Annotated in this window: 17 protein-coding genes; 7 read left to right on the forward strand and 10 right to left on the reverse strand. The window is 69.3% G+C overall.

Annotated features, from left to right (window positions below; translation table 11 throughout):
* Positions 1–22 precede the first annotated feature (22 nt).
* A complete protein-coding gene (locus AB0C36_RS43300) occupies positions 23–1,486 on the forward strand; it encodes an ASCH domain-containing protein (protein ID WP_435839163.1) in 1,464 nt (487 codons plus the stop codon).
* A 902-nt stretch (positions 1,487–2,388) separates the two neighbouring features.
* Here the strand turns inward: AB0C36_RS43300 and AB0C36_RS32450 are convergent.
* The 3 genes from AB0C36_RS32450 to AB0C36_RS32460 all read right to left on the reverse strand — a co-directional run bounded on the left by AB0C36_RS32450 (position 2,389) and on the right by AB0C36_RS32460 (position 5,211).
* Positions 2,389–2,940, reverse strand: coding sequence for an SUKH-4 family immunity protein (locus AB0C36_RS32450; RefSeq protein WP_358361210.1), 552 nt, complete (start codon positions 2,938–2,940; stop codon positions 2,389–2,391).
* A 1,538-nt stretch (positions 2,941–4,478) separates the two neighbouring features.
* Positions 4,479–4,661 carry a hypothetical protein gene (locus tag AB0C36_RS32455; protein WP_358361213.1) on the reverse strand — a complete coding sequence of 61 codons (183 nt, stop codon included), beginning with the start codon at positions 4,659–4,661 and terminating at the stop codon, positions 4,479–4,481.
* A gap of 307 nt (positions 4,662–4,968) precedes the next feature.
* Positions 4,969–5,211, reverse strand: coding sequence for a hypothetical protein (locus AB0C36_RS32460; protein WP_358361215.1), 243 nt, complete (start codon positions 5,209–5,211; stop codon positions 4,969–4,971).
* Between the two features lie 140 nt (positions 5,212–5,351).
* Here AB0C36_RS32460 and AB0C36_RS32465 point away from each other — a divergent pair, with 140 nt between their 5' ends.
* The 4 genes from AB0C36_RS32465 to AB0C36_RS32480 all read left to right on the forward strand — a co-directional run bounded on the left by AB0C36_RS32465 (position 5,352) and on the right by AB0C36_RS32480 (position 8,438).
* Positions 5,352–5,564: a hypothetical protein gene (locus AB0C36_RS32465; protein ID WP_358361218.1), complete on the forward strand. Its 213-nt coding sequence runs from the start codon at positions 5,352–5,354 to the stop codon at positions 5,562–5,564.
* A 980-nt stretch (positions 5,565–6,544) separates the two neighbouring features.
* A complete protein-coding gene (locus tag AB0C36_RS32470; RefSeq protein WP_358361222.1) occupies positions 6,545–6,934 on the forward strand; it encodes a hypothetical protein in 390 nt (129 codons plus the stop codon).
* A 109-nt stretch (positions 6,935–7,043) separates the two neighbouring features.
* Positions 7,044–7,199, forward strand: coding sequence for a hypothetical protein (locus AB0C36_RS32475; RefSeq protein ID WP_358361225.1), 156 nt, complete (start codon positions 7,044–7,046; stop codon positions 7,197–7,199).
* 3 nt (positions 7,200–7,202) lie between these two features.
* Positions 7,203–8,438: a methyltransferase domain-containing protein gene (locus AB0C36_RS32480; protein WP_358361227.1), complete on the forward strand. Its 1,236-nt coding sequence runs from the start codon at positions 7,203–7,205 to the stop codon at positions 8,436–8,438.
* Between the two features lie 219 nt (positions 8,439–8,657).
* On the opposite strand, the gene AB0C36_RS32485 is transcribed toward AB0C36_RS32480, so the two are convergent.
* The 6 genes from AB0C36_RS32485 to AB0C36_RS32515 all read right to left on the reverse strand — a co-directional run bounded on the left by AB0C36_RS32485 (position 8,658) and on the right by AB0C36_RS32515 (position 13,077).
* On the reverse strand, positions 8,658–9,410 hold the full coding sequence (locus AB0C36_RS32485; RefSeq protein WP_358361230.1) for a DUF8453 domain-containing protein: 753 nt from the start codon (positions 9,408–9,410) through the stop codon (positions 8,658–8,660).
* A gap of 393 nt (positions 9,411–9,803) precedes the next feature.
* Entirely contained in the window at positions 9,804–10,277 is a 474-nt protein-coding gene (locus tag AB0C36_RS32495) for a hypothetical protein (RefSeq protein ID WP_358361236.1), read from the reverse strand.
* A 433-nt stretch (positions 10,278–10,710) separates the two neighbouring features.
* Entirely contained in the window at positions 10,711–11,259 is a 549-nt protein-coding gene (locus AB0C36_RS32500; RefSeq protein WP_435839164.1) for a sigma-70 family RNA polymerase sigma factor, read from the reverse strand.
* A gap of 26 nt (positions 11,260–11,285) precedes the next feature.
* A complete protein-coding gene (locus AB0C36_RS32505) occupies positions 11,286–11,429 on the reverse strand; it encodes a hypothetical protein (RefSeq protein WP_358361239.1) in 144 nt (47 codons plus the stop codon).
* 435 nt (positions 11,430–11,864) lie between these two features.
* Positions 11,865–12,527 carry an SAVMC3_10250 family protein gene (locus AB0C36_RS32510; RefSeq protein ID WP_358361241.1) on the reverse strand — a complete coding sequence of 221 codons (663 nt, stop codon included), beginning with the start codon at positions 12,525–12,527 and terminating at the stop codon, positions 11,865–11,867.
* A 349-nt stretch (positions 12,528–12,876) separates the two neighbouring features.
* The gene (locus tag AB0C36_RS32515; RefSeq protein WP_358361244.1) at positions 12,877–13,077 is read right to left on the reverse strand and encodes a hypothetical protein; all 201 of its coding nucleotides are present in this window, start codon (positions 13,075–13,077) and stop codon (positions 12,877–12,879) included.
* 354 nt (positions 13,078–13,431) lie between these two features.
* Between AB0C36_RS32515 and AB0C36_RS32520 the strand changes: the two genes are divergently transcribed.
* Together AB0C36_RS32520 and AB0C36_RS32525 are read left to right on the forward strand one after the other, a co-directional pair.
* The gene (locus tag AB0C36_RS32520; protein ID WP_358361247.1) at positions 13,432–13,956 is read left to right on the forward strand and encodes a hypothetical protein; all 525 of its coding nucleotides are present in this window, start codon (positions 13,432–13,434) and stop codon (positions 13,954–13,956) included.
* A 374-nt stretch (positions 13,957–14,330) separates the two neighbouring features.
* Entirely contained in the window at positions 14,331–15,170 is an 840-nt protein-coding gene (locus tag AB0C36_RS32525; RefSeq protein ID WP_358361251.1) for a DUF6082 family protein, read from the forward strand.
* Here the strand turns inward: AB0C36_RS32525 and AB0C36_RS32530 are convergent.
* Complete coding sequence (locus tag AB0C36_RS32530; protein WP_358361254.1) at positions 15,167–17,599, reverse strand: DEAD/DEAH box helicase; 2,433 nt, start codon at positions 17,597–17,599, stop codon at positions 15,167–15,169. The two genes, AB0C36_RS32525 and AB0C36_RS32530, sit on opposite strands and share 4 nt — an antisense overlap.
* Positions 17,600–18,280 lie beyond the last annotated feature (681 nt).

Raw genomic sequence — 18,280 nt, forward strand, 5'->3', positions numbered from 1 at the left:
CGCAGACACCGAAGAGGCCACCATGCCCGGCACCGATCCCGTGGAGATCATCAGCCCGAACAACGTCCTGGCCAACGCGATGCTGCGCAGCGTCGACATGGTCCGCCCCCGCCTGCAGGCGACCAACCCGGACCGGGTGGCGTTCTGCGTCGGCACGCAGATCAACGGCGCCCCGCACCTGGGCACCTCCCTCGTGCACACCGCCGCGTTCCTCCTCGCGAAGGCCACCAAGCGCACCTTCAACGTCGACGCCATAGTCCGCTTCGGCGCCCTCGACAACGCCCCCTACGACGTCCGCCTGGACCCGGAGACCCACCACGCCTACCAGCAGACCTACTGCCACGCCCTCGGCGCGGACGCGGTCGACGACCTGATCGCCAAGTACTACCGCGGCATGTTCGACTCCTTAGCCGACGCCACCGGCGTCGACTACGAGATCGAGACCTACAGCGCCCAGCAGGCCACCCCCGCGTTCCGGCACGAATTCCTGGCGACGCTGGGACGGTTGGACCAGATCCGCTGGCCGCTCGCCCCCTCCCACGGCCAAGTCCACATGCGCTTCCCGTGCCCGCACTGCGGCTGGGCGGAGAAACGCGCCGAACGCACCCGCCTCGCCGCCGCCGGATCCGGCGGGGCCGCGTTCACCGCCGTGTGCACCGACCACGGCGACTACCGCGTCGACGTCACCGCCGACACCGACACCTACCTCGACCTCGCCACGCTCTACCGGAACCTGGTCAAGGAGCGCCTGGCCGCCCGCGACCACGTCACCCTCTCGGTCATGGTCAAGGGCGGGGACTGGGCGTACGGCTGCCAGCTCGTCGACGAGGCCTTCGCGCAGCTGCCCGGACTGCCCCCGCCGCCACGGGTGTTCACCCCGATGGTGCTCACCGACACCGGCGCGAAGCTGTCCAAGTCCCTCATCCGCGACGGCAAGGTCCCGCCGCCGCCCGGCGCACGGCCGTGGATGCTCGACACCACCGAGTGGGCCGGCGACACGGACTCCTACGTCGACGCCATGGTGTGGCTGGTCGGCCGGATGCTCGCCGACCCGAAGCACTTCTACCGCTCCTACACCACGAAGGAACTGGACCGCGTGATGACCGCCCGCCCCGCGCCGGCCGCGACCGACCGCGCCCGCGAGATGAACCTGTACCGCCGCTACTTCGACCTGGTCGCCGACGGCAGCAAGACCATCGAGGTCCGCGTCCAGTACCCCAACCTGCGCACGCTGGAGGCCGGCGACCACATCCGGTTCGTGTGCGGCCGCGACAGCGCCCTGACCCGCGTCGTCCGCGTCGCCCGCTACCGCACGTTCGAGGACATGATCGACACCGAAGGCCCGGAGCGGGTGAACCCGACCAGCCCGCGGGACCAACAGCTCGCGAACATCCGCCGCATCTACGGCCCGGAGAAGGAAGCCCTCGGCGTCCTCGCCATCGAGATCACCCTGATCACCGACCAGGACACCGCACCAACCGCCTGAACAAGGAACGAACCAGGGGCGCACCCGAAACCGGGTGCGCCCCTTCGCGACGTTGATGGGACCATTTGAATCTCCCCAGACGTGCTAATCCTCCTCAGTTGATGTCGTGTTCAACCGAGTGGGGAGTGTTCGGGAGCAGAACGGTCAGGGGCCGTAGGGAAGTCCCACGACTCAGGCGCCTCGTGCCAGCACTGCACCCAGCCTTCGAACGTGACGCCGTCGCCGGTCGGAGCGAAGGGTGCAGCGCCGACCTCGCTCACCTGCCATACGCGTCCACGTTGCGCGCCGCTGACTACCAGGATCCAGTAGCAGGGCCCGTCGCTGGCGCCCAGGACCACCGATCCCTGCCGGAACACGGCGTGGACCAGGGACGCGGTCTCGTCCGCGTCGTTCGTCCTCCTCCCAGCACCATGCCTGCTCCAGCGGGAAGTCCGCCGCGGGGTCCTGGCCCTCGAACGGCGACAAGGGCGGAAGCCCGCCCAGCGGAAGCAGCCCGTCCTCGGGTGGACCGAGCGACGAGCCGTTCGCGATGGTCGCGACGAAGGTGCGGTAGGGATCCGGCAGGACCACCGCGTGCTCGGCCTCCCATGCAAGCACCGCCGGCCAGCCCAGCGGAGGCTCGCGCCAAGCTTCAGGGAACGCCGCGGCCAGGTCGCGGACGGCAGCGGGGGACTTCGGTGGCATCTCGTCGCTCATGCGAACGATCTATATCGCGCCTGCCCGACAGGGTTCCACCGGGGCCGCACGCCAGGATCGGAGCGGGGAACGCCGGTCAACAACTTACGACCGGTGGAGAGATCACCTCAGCAAGTGTGGCCAATGAGTCAGCACGAGGTGAGGAATTTCAGGGCTGTGGCGGAGATTTCGTGACCGCCGCGTCTGTCCGCCAGGCAGGTTGAGATCTACGGGCGGTACTCGTCGCCGGTCACTTCGTCGACGATCACGCGCCATACGCTGTGGGGCGGACCCACGGCTGCGGAGTCGATGGCGAGCAGGCGCTGCACGATGCGTTCGCGTTCTGCGAGCGCTGCCCGCTTCGGAAGGAAATCGCACTTCTCGGCATCGCGGTGGGCGATGAGCATGCACGCGGTGAACTGTTCGAACGAACTGTTCATCGGCATGATCTCGTCGGCTTCGTGGTGCGAGATGTACAACACGCGACCGTCGTCCGGAACAACGCACACGCTACCCGCGCGCCAGTAGCCGATCCGCAGCGTCGCGCCGGCCACGTTCGAGCAGGGGATGCCGTAGTCGGCGCACCAGGCCGCGTAGGTGGTGAACCCGTCCTGGACGAGGCCGGCGTACACCGCGGAACGGCAGTACATGGGCACCCCGACCTCGGTCAACGCGCGCCGGACAGCGTCGGGGAAGGGGTACTGCGCGACCTGGTTCTCGTCGGCCAACGTGATGCCGTGCTCGCCGAAAACCTCGACAAGATCTGCGCGCTGCAGCATTGACCCTCCCAGCAGTGGACGGAGTCTCCGACGTTAGCGCGCCCGACAACCAGGTAGGTCTGCGGTGCGTGATCGGGATGTCAGCTCAGCGGCGAGGTGCGATCGGAGACTGGAGACGCAGCGGGACGGGGCATCCAGGCGCTGAGACCATCACGAAATATCCGCCACAGCCAATTTCAGGTAGCGCCATCAACGTAGAGGCCGGACAGACTTCCCTGGCAATCGAACAGGATTCGCCGTCAAGTGACACCGACGTGCCCACCCCCCCGCAGGTTTCGTAGGCGGTTTCGCTGGAGGGTTTGTAACCGGTTTCGCAGGAGGGTTTGTAGGCGGTTTCGCAAATGCACCCGCCCCGGAGCGGCAAAGGCCCAGGCCAGAGCCCGTGGCCTAGAGCCTGTGGGAACGCCGACTACTTCTGTACAGGGTGGTTCTCGCGCCATAGGTCCAGCTTCACAAGCGCCGGACGCGCCCGACTCGACACTGGGTGGTTCGGTCTCGTCGGACGGTCTCGGTGGACGCACAGTGGACTGCTCCTGCTGCTGACGTCCACGGGAAGACTGCTGGGTGAGGGTCGGCGAAGAGGAGGTGCCCGGAACAGGGACGGTGATCCCCGATGGTTCGTCTGGGGGATTGCGAGACAGCGCACCATGAGCCGGCGCGACGCCGAACTTGGCGCAGCCGTGCAGGCCCGGCTCGCCGAGCTGCCTCACCCCGGGCGCCGATGGCCCGCGTGCGAGAGCCCCGGTCTCGCTTGGAGTCGAGACCGGGGCTCTCGTCTGGGGGAGAGCCGCGCGGGGAGCACGCGCGGGTGGAGGTACCGGCTTCGCGCGTCGTGGACGCCGGCCTCTCTCCCCGTTCCCGGGGAAGGGGTCCTGAACGTACGCCCGACCGGTGACACACGGAACGACTCCGCTCGCGGGCGGCCGGGTGGTGCGGGCGGTCCCGGGCGCGGTGGGGGGTGTCCGCGCCGCGGGGCCGCCGGTGCCGGAGGCCGTGTGCCGGGTGGGGGTGGGCATGCGGACGTAGACCTCACCGGCGCCCGGTGCGCCGTGTGGTCTCTCCGGGGCGAATCACCGTAGACCTGTCCGGGACGGAATGGAACAGGCCAGAACTGTAAATTCGGCCAAGATCAAGCGCGTTGGCGCTGCCACGGCTGACCTGGCCCGCCCTGGCGCCGCGAAAGCCTGCTGACAGCACCGGAGTTGCGCGGCGCTGGGATGCGGCCTCGCGGGTTCGCGCCGTCCACGGCATCACTCGATCGGGTGAACGCCGCGTTCCTGGGCGTCGGTTGGCGCCGGGGTGCGGGGCTGCCACTCGGGGGTCGAGGCAGCCCCGCACGTTCTCGGGGGGTGGGAGTCAGCTGCCGGTCCGGGCGCGGTGGCGTCCCGGCCGGCCTGGCGGACTGCCTTCCGGGCGGCGGGTGGTGTCGTGGCCCGGGCGGCGCAGGACCGTGGCCAGGGAGTCAAGGAACCCGGCCCCTGTTCCGCGTCGCCCGCTCCTGCGGCCGCGACCAGGGGTCCGCCCGCCGCCGGGTGTGGTCATGCGCAGTACGCACGCCCGCGGACCGGGTTCCCGGCGTCCGGCAGCACCGGCGCCGCTTCGGCCAGGACGCCGGACGCGGTCAGGCGACCCACCACCTGTTCCAGTGCGGCGACCGGGCCGCACACCGGCATCACCTCATCCGCGCCGCCGTTGCCGACCTGGTCCATGTCACCGTCCAACGAGCGGCCCCTCGACGGGGTGACGCCACGAATGGGCGTACGTGGACCAGACGCGCGTCCCGCGGCGGATGGCGTCGTTGACTCCGGTATGACCTTGCCCCCGCCGCGTGACCGGCGCACGGAGCGCGCCCGTCGGCGTCGTCTTGCCGTCAGCGACCCGGAGACGCCGATCTTCAACGCGCTGGCCGCAGAGTGGTCCGCAGGAGACCGCGGCTTTCCCGGTGGCGTCCCGGGCCCGCCGCAGGTGGTGATCACGGACGGGACGGCCCTGTTCGGTCGGAACCTGCCGCCCGCCCGGGACTGACGCCTAGCCCATCTCGGGAGGCCGACGCGGCGTCCTCGCCGTGGGCACGCGCGCGTGCAGCAGTGCTGCTTGGCGGCGCAGGGACGCGACGGCGGCCGCCGCCTCGGCTTCCAGCCGCGCCGCCACCGCCGGCAACTCGTCCCCGTCCAGCTCCGAGCGGACCGCCTGACCGTTGCGTGTACTGCCGTCGGCGTGCATGCGCTCCAGCGTGGTCCCGAACGGCGGGGACGACAACGCAATCGCCACCCGTCGCCAAGACACCCGCGCCCCGCCCACCGCAACTGCCCGGGATGCCGAGGGACCCCAACCGGCATACGTTGCCGGGTGAAGCACCCCTCAGCGCGCGGCCGCACCTGCTGCCTGCGCACCGATCAGGGGAGGCACTGATGCACGAGGTTCGTCTCGACGCCGGCGGCGGCCACCGCCCTCGCGCCTGGCACATCACACCCCCGGGCACCTGCGCCGCGCTGTGCGGCGCCGACATCGACCCCGTCGACCCGCACACCATCGGCGGGATCACCGACGCCGACGCCCGCGCCCCACACTGCACTGATTGCTTGGCCGCCTTCGCCACCGCGGTCACCGCCGCTCCCGCATGACCCGGCCTGGCATGTCGCTCGCTCGTCGCCCACGGACGGAGGGGGAGGTCACCCGTGGGGGTGGGCTCCACCAGTCCGAGGCGACGCCGCCCGGCGGCGCTCCACGCCTCGGCGACCAGGTGTACCTGGGCCTGGCTGCCGGGCGGGTCGGTGTCGGCGGCGCGTTCGGCCGCCAGGAGCCGGGGCTGTTCCGGGGGCGCCGGTGTGGTGGGGGCGGGTCCGGTCCCGAGGCAGCGGCGTGTGGCCAACTTCGTGATCCTGGTGCTCGAGGACGCGGCAGGGGATTCAGATCACAGGGTGGCGGCCGTGCGTACCCCGGCGCGAACGCGCCGCGCGGTCCTCGCGGGTGACAACCCGCTCTCCCCGCAGCCTGCCAACCAGGGCAAGCCCGCGCTACGGCACGAGCCCGCCGTCCGCGTCTCGCGGCAGCCCGGCGGCCCGGGATGGGACGCACCCGCGTGCCGGGCACGACGTGGACTTCGTCGACCGGCCCGGGTTCCCACCCGCCGCGGTTCCAGTCGGTCATCGCCTTCCCCCCGGGTAGCTCGGCTTGCAGGGCCCACGCGCCGGAGCTGCTGCGCACCCACCGCAGGACCCGGACCCGGACGGTTCCCGCGCCGTCCGGCAGGTCGACCCACGCCCACGGCCCGCCGTCCTCGGGCGGCGGCGGCCCGTCGACCCGCGCGACGGAGCGCGGCCCAGAGGCCGCCGCCGGGGGAGCGGCGGCCGCCGCGCTGTTGCCGTCGGCCCCGGCGTGGGTCTGGTCGTCGCCTCGGTCGTCGGTCGCGGTGCGTGCGGCGAGGGACCGGGCGGCGCGCTCCCCGAACGACCCCCAGGTGCCGGCCGTCAGATCCTTGCGCCCCATGGCTCCGATCGTAGAACCGACAAGGCCACCTTGTCGCACATGCGTTCGAGTGTCGTCTGTGTTCGCCGTTCGGCACCCGCCGACATCCGCTTCGCGGCCTGGTCGTTGGACCGGCATGACCGTGCAGACCTTGACCATGCGCGAGGCCGCCGGCGCCTGCGGGGTGTCGTTGTCGACGATCCGCCGCCGCCGCGAGGCCGGCCACTTTCCCGGCGCTGCGCTGGACGAGGCTGGGTGGACCATCCCGGTTGTCGACCTGGCGGCCGCCGGGCTCACCATCAACGCGGCCCCCACCGATGCGACCCGAGACGACGACAGCCACGATGACGGCGACCTGCGCCGCCAACTGGCGGCTGCTCGGGCGGAGGCCGACCACCTGCGCGCGCTGCTCGCCAGCAAGGACGCCCACCTGACTGACGTCCGCGCGCTGCTGCGCATCTTCGGCGGTCCGACGCCGACTCCTCCCGCAGAGACGGCAGGTGCAATCACCCGCGCCCTCGGCTGAGCCCCGCCCGGGGGATTCCCGGACCCCACCGGCGTGCGCGACCATGACCGCGAGGGCCGCCGGCCTGCCAGCCGACGAGCCCGTCCGGGGTGCTTGGGAGGTCGACCTGATGAATACGCACATCGGCACCGGCGAGGGGCACCGCGGCCCGCCCGCGCCGATCAACCCGGCCCCGCCGAACCCGAATCCGCCACCGGACCCGACCCCGAACCCCGACGGCGGCCCCCCGCCCGGCCCGGGACGCCGACGCCGCGACGGCAGCTGACCCGTGGACACGAACACCCAGCCAGAGACGCCTCCCAAGCCGACGTCGCCGTCAGCGGCCTCGCTGGCCGCGTTGCTGACCGAGGCGGACGTGATGCCGCCCGGCTGGGCCGCCATCTTCGCTGCCGTGCCGCGCGCGGTGTTCGTGCCCGATCTGGTCTGGGCCCACGACCCCGCCACCGGTGCCTACACCGCCCTAGACCGCAGCAGCGACCCGGACGCCTGGACGGCCGCCGTGTACGGCAACACCGCGCTCGTGACGCAGTGGGACGACGGCGACCACACCGGCCCCGAGCCCGGCCGTCTGGCCACGTCGTCGGCGTCGATGCCGTCGGTGGTCGCGGACATGCTCTACGACCTGAAGGTCAGCGACGGCGACCGGGTCCTGGACGTCGGCACCGGCACCGGCTGGACCGCCGCCCTGCTCGCCGCGCGCCTCGGCGTCGGCCAGGTCGTCACCGTCGAAGTCGACCCGCTCCTCGCCGAGCAGGCCCGCGCGAACCTCGCCCGCGCCGGCCTCCCGGTCGCCGTGGTGACGGGTGACGGCGCCGAAGGCTGGCCGGACGGCGCTCCGTACGACCTGGTGCACGTCACCGCGGGCACCCGGACCATCGCCCCGGCCTGGCTCGCCCAGACGCGCCCCGGCGGCCGCATCGTGGCGCCGTGGGGCACCGACTACACCCCGCACGACGCGCTGGTGGCCCTCACCGTCCACGACCCGGCCCACGCGTCGGGGCCGTTCACGGTGGCCGCGTCGTTCATGAAGCTGCGCGACCAGCGCCCGACCCGCCGCGACCATGCGGCGTACGCGCCGCCCGGCTGGACGGACCGTGCGCGCGTCTCCACGCCCGGGCTGACGCTCGAAGAGGTGACCGGCGGGGCGTACGACGCCCGCGACTTCGCCGTCGGCCTGGCGGTGCCCCACTGCGCCAAAGCCGTCTCCCGCGACGCCGACGCGACCACGGTGTGGCTCTACGGCCTGCCCACGGCCGCCGGGGACGCCGGCCTCTCCGTTGCCGCCGCCACCTTCCCCCGCGACACCGCCGCACAGCCCGCAGCGGTGTGGCAGGCCGGGCCACGCAACCTGTGGGACGAAGTCGAAGCCGCGCACGCCTGGTGGACCGACCTCGGTAAGCCGGAGGTGTACGACTTCGGCCTGACCGTCATTGTCGCCGACGACGGCACCGTTCGGCACACGCCCTGGCACCAGGACACCGACCACCCCGTGCCCGCCGCCTGAACAGCACTGCCCCGCAACGCGCGAGGTCCCCTGAGACCAGGGGCCTACGGGGAGAGCCGCGCGGAGAGCGCGCACGAGAAGGTAGCGCAAAGGCGTCAGCCTCTCTCCCCGCCCCGGGGAGGGGGCGCTGACCATACGCCCCACCACGGACATCCGAACCGGATTTGCCCGCGCACGTTCGGCCTCGGACTGCACTGGGACCAGTGCTCCGCACTAGATCTATGGCTCGGTGCTGTCGGGCGCGGGGGCTTGGGTTTCTTGGGCTTGGCGTTGCGTGCGCCGTTGTCGCAGCCGTTCGGCGGTGCGATCGTTTTCGGCGCGGATGGAGTCGGCGTTCGCCCGCCGGTAGTGCCCGGCCAGTTCTTCGAGGCCGGTCCCGATCTCGCCGAGCTTGTCTTCAAGCTTCTTCGTCGCGCGTTCCCCCAGCAGTGACCCCCGCCAGGTGCCCAGGTCGACGGTGTACTCCAAGTCCTCCACCGGGCCGTAGGGGCCTTCGGACTGGACGACGAAGTTATAGACAAGGGGGAGGCCGCTGTCGAGGCGCTTTTCATCGTCGAAGAGGAACGTCAGCCGCCGCCCGGGCGGCAGCATCGGAATGGTCCGGGCGAGGGCGTCCTGCAGGTTCTGCGTGAGATCGTCGCCCCAACCCGACTCCAACGGCGGCGTCGCGGTGATCCGCACATTCCGCGCCACTGTCGGCCCGATGTTCTCAACGACCAGCATCAACACCGGGACGCCGGGTCTGTCCTGCTGGATGTCGACGATGACATACGGCTCGTTCGCCTCACGATGTGCCCGCTGCGCATGCTCCAGCTGCTCCCGCGCGACCCGGACCTGCTCCTCAGCCGCGCGTGCCTGACGGTCCGAGTGCGCTGCCGACGCTCGCGAACTACGTGCTTGGGCAAAGCTGATCGCCGCAGATGCGACGGCCACGGCTCCGCCGCTCAGCCCCATCCACGCTTCCACATCCATGAGTCTCCCTGTCGTGCCGGTCGGTCTTACGATCTGGTCATCTCCCGCTTCTCACGCCGCAGGGTGCAACAGCCGTGGCTGTTGCACCCTCTTGCTATCTCGAGCGCCCCTCCAGGCCCGCTGCGGCGAGCTTGCCGAGTTGGTCGTCGGCGAGTTTGGCGCGGCGGCTCTTGGTGTTGGCGAGCCACACGCCGAGCTTGACCTCCACCGCCTTGCTCGCTGCCGTTCCCAGTTTGGCTACTGCCCCCGGTATGCGGCGCTGATTGACTCGGGCCGACGACGCCCGACATGCGGGGTGTACGCGGGAAGACGGGCCATCGCGGCCCGGTCCTTCGTATGTCCGCGGTGCGCCTACGCCTCGCGTTGCAGCGCGAACACCCCTGTGTGCTGGTCTCAGGTGTGGTCCATGGTTTCTCGTGCTATGTCTATGAAGCAGTCGAGCTGGCTTCGGAATTGTCTGTGGGCTTGGTGGAACGCCTCGTGCGGGCCGGTGTTCTGTGTGAGTGCCCATAGCGCGCGGTTGGCGCTCAGGGCTGCTGCCTGGAGGGCTTGCGCGGCGTCCGCGACTGGCACCGGGCCTTCCAGCACAGTGATGCGGACCCGGTGCATCAGTGGTGCGAATGCTTCACGCAACTCCACGCGAAGCTCTTCGATGCGCGTCGCCTGAGCGGCCGGATCCGGCAGCTGTTCGGCTTCGCCGAGGCGCCAGTGGAGTTCGCTGACCACGTGGGCCTGCTCAATCAGCTCCAGGTACGCCAGCCGTCGCGTTTCCCGCGAGACGCTTCGCTGGTGGGCTTCGGCTGCTGCCTGCGCCTGAACCTGCGAGGCTCGAACGTGCCCGCGGCCGGTCAACCAGCCAGCCAGCACCGCCGTCGCTCCCGTGCACGCAGCCACCCATACCGCACTGTCCACAACAACCCCCCAGGAAACTTGCTCCCCTCGATTCCATCGCGGAAGCGTGTGCAGGGCTTCGAAACTGCACCCTCGCTCGGCCGCACCAGTGACACTTGGCAGTGCGACAGCACGTGGTCGACGCCCGACGACCCGCCGGTCATCCCTCTCGTTAGCACCCGTGCGCAGGTCAGCTCGGGGTGCGGCCAGCTGAAGACCTGCGCCGTAAGGCGCACACTCGGACCTGACGTTGCAGGCTTGGCAGCGAGGAGTTCGTCGCGCTTTGGTTCGCCAGTGAGCGTTTGGACAACGAGGTTCCCGCCGTCTTCCACACCGACCGGGTCCGGCTCGGCTGGATCGTCTAGGGCGAAGCGGCCCCGACGGTGGACACCGTCGGGGCCGCTTCACGTTATGAGCTTGGTGCCAGGACGGCGGCTCGCAGGATGGGGTCCGCGCGCAGCCGCAGGCGGATCTGGCGTAGATGGACCCGTACCGTGCTGCGTGCCATGGACAGTTCGGTGGCGATGGCGTTGTTGTCCACTCCGGTGGCGTGCCGCCAGGCGACCTCACGCATCCGAGGCGGCAGGCGCCGCAGTGCGTGCAGCAACGCGGTGTGGGTCACCGACCGCACCACGATGTCCGCGGCGTCGTCTTCGACATCGGAGGTGTCGAGCAGTTCGCCGGTGGCCACCTCGTGTCGGAAGCGACCCGAGGTGAATTCATCGGTCACCAGGTTGCGCGCGATGGTCACCAGCCACGCACCGAAGTCGCGTCCTTCCCACGTGAACGTGCTGATGCCACGCAGCGCGCGCAGGAACGTCTCGCTGGTGAGGTCCTCGGCGGTCTCCCGTCGGCCGACCCGGTAGTAGACGTAGCGGTACACCGTTTCGACGTAGGTGTTGTACAGCTCGGCGAACGACTCGCTGTCGCCGGCCTGTGCCTGGTGAACGAGTGTCATGACGCGGCTGGGAGGTGGGGTGGCCATCATGCCGTGCCGTCGGCATTGCGCGGCGGGAGGTAGAGCGCCCAGAGGGCGACGAGGCCGCCGAAGCAGCCGATGCCGCCGGCGGCGCGGTCCAGCGCGGTGGGGTAGGCCGCGAGCAGTACCACGATGATCAGGATGACCACCGTGACTACCACCGGAGGCCGGCCACCCCGCAGACGCGACTTGCGCACGGGGGAGACGAGGCATAAGGAACGGGATGGCCACCGTCGAAAGTAGCGGCGCGGCAGGGAACGGGACACGAGAACCTCCACGTCCGAGAGGGCTCTCCGCCGTGCTCCGACCAAGGACTGCGTCGGGAGCCCCGCCAAATAGACACTCCAAAGTGTGGGGTGTGTCACATCGAATGGTCCACGAGCTCCGCGCCTTTTCGTGCGTGAGAAACACGACGCCGAAATCGCTAAACGCTGCGGCACGCCTCGCCGTTGGAACATTCGAAGGCGTGCCCGCGCGCCCGCCTTCCCACGGACGAGGGGTTTCTCCGCGTCCGAGAAGGGCCCGTCGTCCGCTCCGGCCAAGAGACTGAGGCGGCGGGCCCTCGCACGATGTCCCACGTGACCTCAGTTGGCGTGCTCGACGAAGAGCGGTGAGGCGACCACAAGTTTGCGGGGGCTGAACCTCGCCGGGTGATCTCCCAAGAAGATCCGATCGGCGCAGGCGAAGCTGTCGACTACCTGTGCGTAGCCAGCCATTCGTGGGTAGCTGGGAACATCCATATGGATGCGTTCGGCCATGCTCACTGCACCGTCCCGAAAGTTGCTCGGGAGGGGGTGGCCGTCCGCCGTCGCGACCGTCTTGATCATGCTGATGAGGCTTTCGGTATAGGAGTCCAGGTCCTCAACGCCGACGACCGCCTCGTCTCGGGGCGGTGATACTCGGTGCCGAGGGGACCCGAAGAGCAATAGGGCCACGTCGACGGGGTGATCCGGGGAGGGCCCGAGGAACAGCATGCGATGGGGTGGGCTGGAGACCAGGGCCATTGCAAGGTGGGCATTGAAGGTGACCCAATCGCCCGCACAGACTGAACGTTCGTCGAAGGGCTTAGCGACGCGGTCAAGGTGCCGACTGATCTTGGTGATCTTGGCGGCAGCGCCTTCTGGTGCGCGCTCGGCGGTAACACTCAACTTGCCTGGGCCGATGGAAAGTTCACCGCTCGTGGTGCGGCGAAACCGGCGAGGCTTCCTGTCCACGAACTGTGCGGCTTTTGCTTCCGAGAAATACACAACTTGCCGCATTGCTACCCCACTCACCCGTGATCGGCGACTTGCAGAGGACCCTCCAAGCTTCGTGTAGTGGCAGCTCCCTCGTCGATGCCGATGCGCTCCTACGGGCGTGCCGAACGCCGTGCGTGCCCCCGCCACCTTGGTCTCCCCGTCTCAGCCGGGTGCAGTTCTACGGAGCGCGATTCTCTGACACAACGTTCGCCATCACTGCCGAGTGCTGGCAGGCCCCACGCCAGACGGGTCACCACTGTTCCCCTGCCCAGTCCCGGATGACTTCGCGCAGGAGGCGCTCGGCTTCGGCTGATTCATACAGCGGGGCCGGACGCACTGCCGGCCCCGCTGTCCGGTGTCAGCGCGACTGGATCCAGAGGCCGCCGCACGCGACGATGGCGGCGCCGGTCGCGGTTGCGGCGCCGCGGATCAGGTGCAGGCCGGCCTCGTTACGGATCCGTCGAACGCGCTTGGCCCAGCGGGTCCTGGATGCCTTGCCATCCGCTGTTGGGAGGGGTTCCGGTGCCGGGCTGCGGCCCGTACGCTCGGGCTTGGACATGGGCTTCTCCTTCGTCGGGGATGTTCGGTCTTCTGCAGACGGCTCCCTGCGCACCAGGGGGCCGTCGCCGTTTCGGGCGACAGCGTGCCGTGTTCACCCATTGAGAATTTCGGTGTCTCACCGGGTGAACGAGCACCAACGAAAGCACCTCGAAACCCGCTCTGACCAGCGGAAACAGTGGATTGTCGAAAGAAGTCCATCTGTGTCCGCGAGACGCTGACTAGGTTCTACTCAGGTCCTTGCAGGTCTTTGTGACATCAATACGCGTACATCCCGGGGCTACTTGGGGTGTCATGCCGAGGTTTCCTGAGGAACCGTGCGTCTAACTGGGGTGAAGCGTGCCAGAGTTGGCGGATGCCCCAGATGCTGCGGATGCCCAGCACCGTCGACCTGCCCGACGGGACCAGACGCGAGTTCGTCACTGAGCTGTTCATCCACTTCAAGGAAGCGGGACGTCCCACGCCCGCACGCATCGCAGCGACGACCGTTTCCATGCGGGACCCGCTTCCAGTGAGCCGGGAAACCATCCGCCGACTCCTCAAGGGAGAGACGGTCAGCACATGGGAGAGAGTCGACGCGGTCCTGCGTGCCCTGTGCGAGATTGGCGGCTTGGACCCTGACCGCAGACGCTGGGAGGAATCCCGTTACGACGATGACGATCCGACCACGTGCAGGCAGCGCCTGCGCCAGTTGCTGAACAACGACATCGACGGAGTCGAACCGAAAAACGTCCCGGCTCCCATCCCGCCCGCGCGACCCAGCTCGGGGTGGGGCCGCCCTCCGACGCAACCGCCTCAGGATGATCCATGGGCGACCGCGCCCAAGCCGTACGCGACGTCTCCAACCCAGGCTGCCTACACCGACGAACCGCCCTTCTAACGCCTTGGCGCGGCAGCAGTCCCGGTCCTGGAAAAGGTGACCTCCTTCGTACCCCTCATCACCCGCATGGGTACACAAGCCTTGGCGGCGTACGCCGACCAACAGCAGGCAGCAGCGCAACAGGCAGCGCAACCCGCACCGGCTCCGACAACCTCGCCGCCGATACAGGCGCCACCCTCAGTAGCCGAAGCGACGGGGACTGCGGGACAGGGAGGTGTGTAGACGTGCAGGCGGAGTCCTTCGCAGGCCGGGTCATTGCTGTGATGTCACGCCGCGCTCCTGCGTTCCAACATTCGGCCTCTACGTTGGAAGGCCGACCATTGTCTTCTCGGGTCCAAGCGCTGCTGGGGCCAAGCAGCAAAGGAGCCACCCACGTGGGCGCCTCGGCGGCAGTGGGCGCGAACGATGCCAACAAGCCCAGATCACGCAGTGGCGTGATCTGGGGTGGCAAGTCTGCCGGGAGCTCTAGGCCGTCCACGGCTGGCTCCGCCACGCTCACAGCTGACGACTTGAGCTGGTTCGCGCCTGGAGTCCGTCACCACGCTGGTGTCCTTGCTCGGTCCGGCGCACTGGGTGTCGTTGCCACCTTGGCCGTTGCTCTCGGACTGGCCTTCTTTGCCGGCACGACCATCCAGAGGTTTTCCGGCGCTGTTGCCTGGACCACGTCCGGGGCCTTGCTGGCCCTCACGGCGCTTGTCGTGACCGCCTGGACTCAGCAGCGTGAACTCAGAATCCAACGGAAACACGCACGACGCACCGCCGACGCCGCCGTCCAAGCCAACCATCTGGAACTTCTGAAACTGAGCCTGGCGGATCCCGAACTAGCAGCGGTTTGGCCTAGTTTCGCCGGGAACCCACCGAAGGCTCAGGAGCGACGATATCTATACGCCAACATGATCATCACGCATGTTTCGTACGCCTACCTCTCCGGTGAAGCCTCGGAGGAGGAGATCCGTGCCGAGCTCAACTATTTGTTCCGCAGCCCGGTGCTGTCTGACTTCTGGGATCTCAGCCGACCCTTCCGGCTCACGACACCCCCGGACGCGCCGCACCAGCCCTTCTACGAGATCGCCGACGAGGAGTGGCAGCGCGCGCGGGCGATGTCAGATGAGCATCGGCCTGTGCCGGAGGAACCCCGGAGTAGGGCACTCGAGGAATACCGAAGGAGGGCAGCCGCCAAACTGCCGCGCCCCCTTCCGGATGCTCCTGTCTAGCGCCAGTCGAGGCCGATCTCGGCGAGTTGGTTGAGTTGGTCGTCGGTGAGTTTGGCGCGGCGGGTTTTGGTGTTGGAGAGCCACACGCCGAGCTTCACCTCGACCGGCTCGCCGCCGTCCTCGGGCGCCGCTTCCAGGGTCTCCACGTGGCCCCGGGGGACGGTCAGGGAGCCGCTTCGGGCCTGGTACTGCCGCAGGGCGGCGAGTCCCTTCTCGAAGGCGCTGGAGGGGCCTCCAGCGGCTTTCTGGGCGGCTTTCGGGGCCTTCCCGGCCTTGGGGGCTGCCTGGGGCTTCACGCCTAGCTCGGAGAGGCGTTCGCGCTGTCCGGCGGTCAGGCCGCGCCACACCACCGGTTGCTGCTGGCGTTCCAGCCAGCGGCCGATGTCGTGTCCGTGGATGGTCACGCCGGGCACCAGTTGGTCCAACGTCGCGCCCGCGGTGAGGGTTTCGCGGACCCCGGCGTAGTGGCGTTGCCAGTCCAGCGGCCAGGCCGGGTTCCAGTCCGGGTCGATCGCCGCCAGGGCAGCGGCGCGTTCGGGGTGGCCGGCGAGGAACCCGGGGCGGCGCTGGTTGGACAGCCACTGTCCGATGGGCAGGTCCAGGGCGGTGGCGGTGCGGGGGGCGGCGAGGGTGCCGTGGTCGGCGAAGTAGACTCGCGCGGCCGCCAGGCCCTCCTCCCACGCCGCGTCCGCGTGGTCCCACACCATGCCCAGCCCTTCCAGGCGCTGGACCCGCAGCCCGGTCAGCGTGCCCGCCGCGTACGCGCGGCGCTGCTTGCTGATCCAGTGCCCCAGCGGGTACGCCTTGCCCTCCGGGCCCTCCCGGTGATCGAACGGCACCCTCAGGTGCCCCTCCCGCAACCGGAATTTTCGTGACGCTGAGTAACCACGGGACCAGTCGGCGCGCTCGGTGTCGAAGATGTTGAAGCTGACCCACTCGGCGACCATCGCAGGATCACGTGGTGCGGCGAAGCGGAGCAGCATTCGGCTTTCTGCGGCGCCTTCTTCGGGGTCCGGTCCGATTCCCTCGGCGGGTTCGATTCGGCGTGCCTGGGACTCCTGGGGGATCGCCAGCAGCTCCACGGCCTCCTCGTCGTGGGCCCGCAGAGCCTGGAGGACTTTTACCAGCGGGCGGTAGGAGCCGGAGACGAACATGTCCTCCGGAACCTCGTCGGTACCCAGGAATACCGGCACGATAAGGGACGCCAATTTCCCCTGTCCGGGCTTTTGCCGCAAAGCGCGGCCGATGGCCTGGACGATGTCGTGCGGGGCGCCCTTGGGGTCCAGGAGCGCCACGGAGTCGACCGCGCGGATGTCGATGCCCTCGCCCAGCACCTTGCAGTTGCTCAAGCTGGCGAACCCGGCCCGCCGGCCGAACTCCGCCAGGATCTTCGCCCGGTGGTCGGACGCGTGCTCACCCTGCAGCCAGTTCGCCCAGATCCGCGACGGGTACGTCTCCGGGTCCGCGTCGTTCAGCCGCCGCGCTACGGCAGGCAGGCCCTTGCTGTAGGCCTCGGCCTCTATGGTCCGGTGGTGGAAGGTGATCATCGTCTGCAGGTTGTGCTCCGCCGCGGTGCGCAGCATCGCCGCCTGGAGGGCGCCGAGCCGCTGCCCGCGCACCTCCTCCTCCAGGCGGCCCTGGCCGCGCAGCCGATCGGGGGTGACGACCGGGTCCGCGAGCTCCACCACGATGATCTGGTACCGCGCCAGCAGGCCCCGGGCGATGGCGTCCGCCAACGTGAGCTTGTAGACGACGGGGCCGAAGATGCCCTCGTCGTCCATGGAGGCCGCCATCTCCTCCTTCAGCGGCTCACGCACGCCCTCGCGGACCTCCCGCAGCGGACGCTCCTCCCAAATGCGGGGGGTGGCGGTCATGTACAGCCGCCGCGTCGCCGGGATCGCGGCCTGGTCGTGCACGGCCGCCCACGCCTTACCAAGCGATCCACTGGTCCGGTGCGCCTCGTCGACGACCACCAGGTCCAGCGGGTCCAACTTCTGCCCGTACTCGCCCCGGTGGGCCTCCTCGAGCACGCCCAGCGAGGCGTACGTCGCGTAGATCGTCACCGGCCCCGACCCGTGCCACAGCGCCAGCTGCACCGGGATGGTGGTGCACCGGACGTCCAGTGCGTCCAGCTCGGGGTCGTCCTGGAGCGAGCACACCGCCACCGAAGGCCCGGTGTGGCCGGCGTTCTGCCATGCCTTGATGGTCTGGGTGAGCAGGTCCAGGGTGGGGACCACGATCAGCACGCGCCCGTGGGGCACCAGCTGCCGCGCGGCGGTGGCGCCGATGACGGTCTTGCCGATGCCGCATGCGGCGTGTACCTGGGCGCGCAGGCCGCCTGCGGGGACGTGTTTCCCGGGTGGGATGTCGAGTCCCCGGATAATCGCGTCGACGGCTTCTTTCTGGTGGTCCCGCAGCTTTAACGCCATTTCCCTGTTTCTCCTTTCCCGGTTTCGCTTTCCGGGAATTCTGGTGAATTCATGAATTTGATTGTCGGGTTTCCCCCGGTCTTGCTGGGCCTTGTTTCTCGGGTTCGTGTGTGCCCTGGGAGGGTGCGGGGAGGGGGTGTGTCGGTATGGCTGAGTCTACACAGTGCATCATGGTGATGCATCAGGCTTGCCGGAATCGGGTGATGGGGTTCCTTCGGGGGCGTGTTGTGCTTCCGTGTGGGGGTCTGTGGTGGTAGTCTGGTCGGGTTGGTTCGGGGTTCCGGTGGGGGTGTGTGATGGTGTGTCAGGCGGGCTCTCGGGGTGTCTTGCGGGGTGTGGGGCGGAGCGCAGCGGAGTCCCTGCTCTGCGGGGGCCGGCCCCACGGCACGGTGGGGCTGACGGTTCGTCAACTCCTAGGCAATACAGGGGAATAGCTGTCTCTAAACAGTGCATCAGGTGGCGTGTCCCCGGGTGGCCGACCCCCTCCCGTCACCACCTCCTTGCTGCCCTGAATTCCCGCTTGCGGGAATTCCTAAATTCCGCGCTTGCGCGGAATTGCCTGCCTTTTGAATTCCGCTTGCGGAATTCGAATTGCGCGCTTGCGCGCAATTGCCCGGAGCGCAGCGGAGGGCTTCGCCCTGCCTGCCGCGCCAGCGGCAGGGCACCCGCGGAGCGGGTGCC

Source organism: Streptodolium elevatio, assembly GCF_040649515.1.
Lineage (GTDB): Bacteria > Actinomycetota > Actinomycetes > Streptomycetales > Streptomycetaceae > Yinghuangia > Yinghuangia elevatio.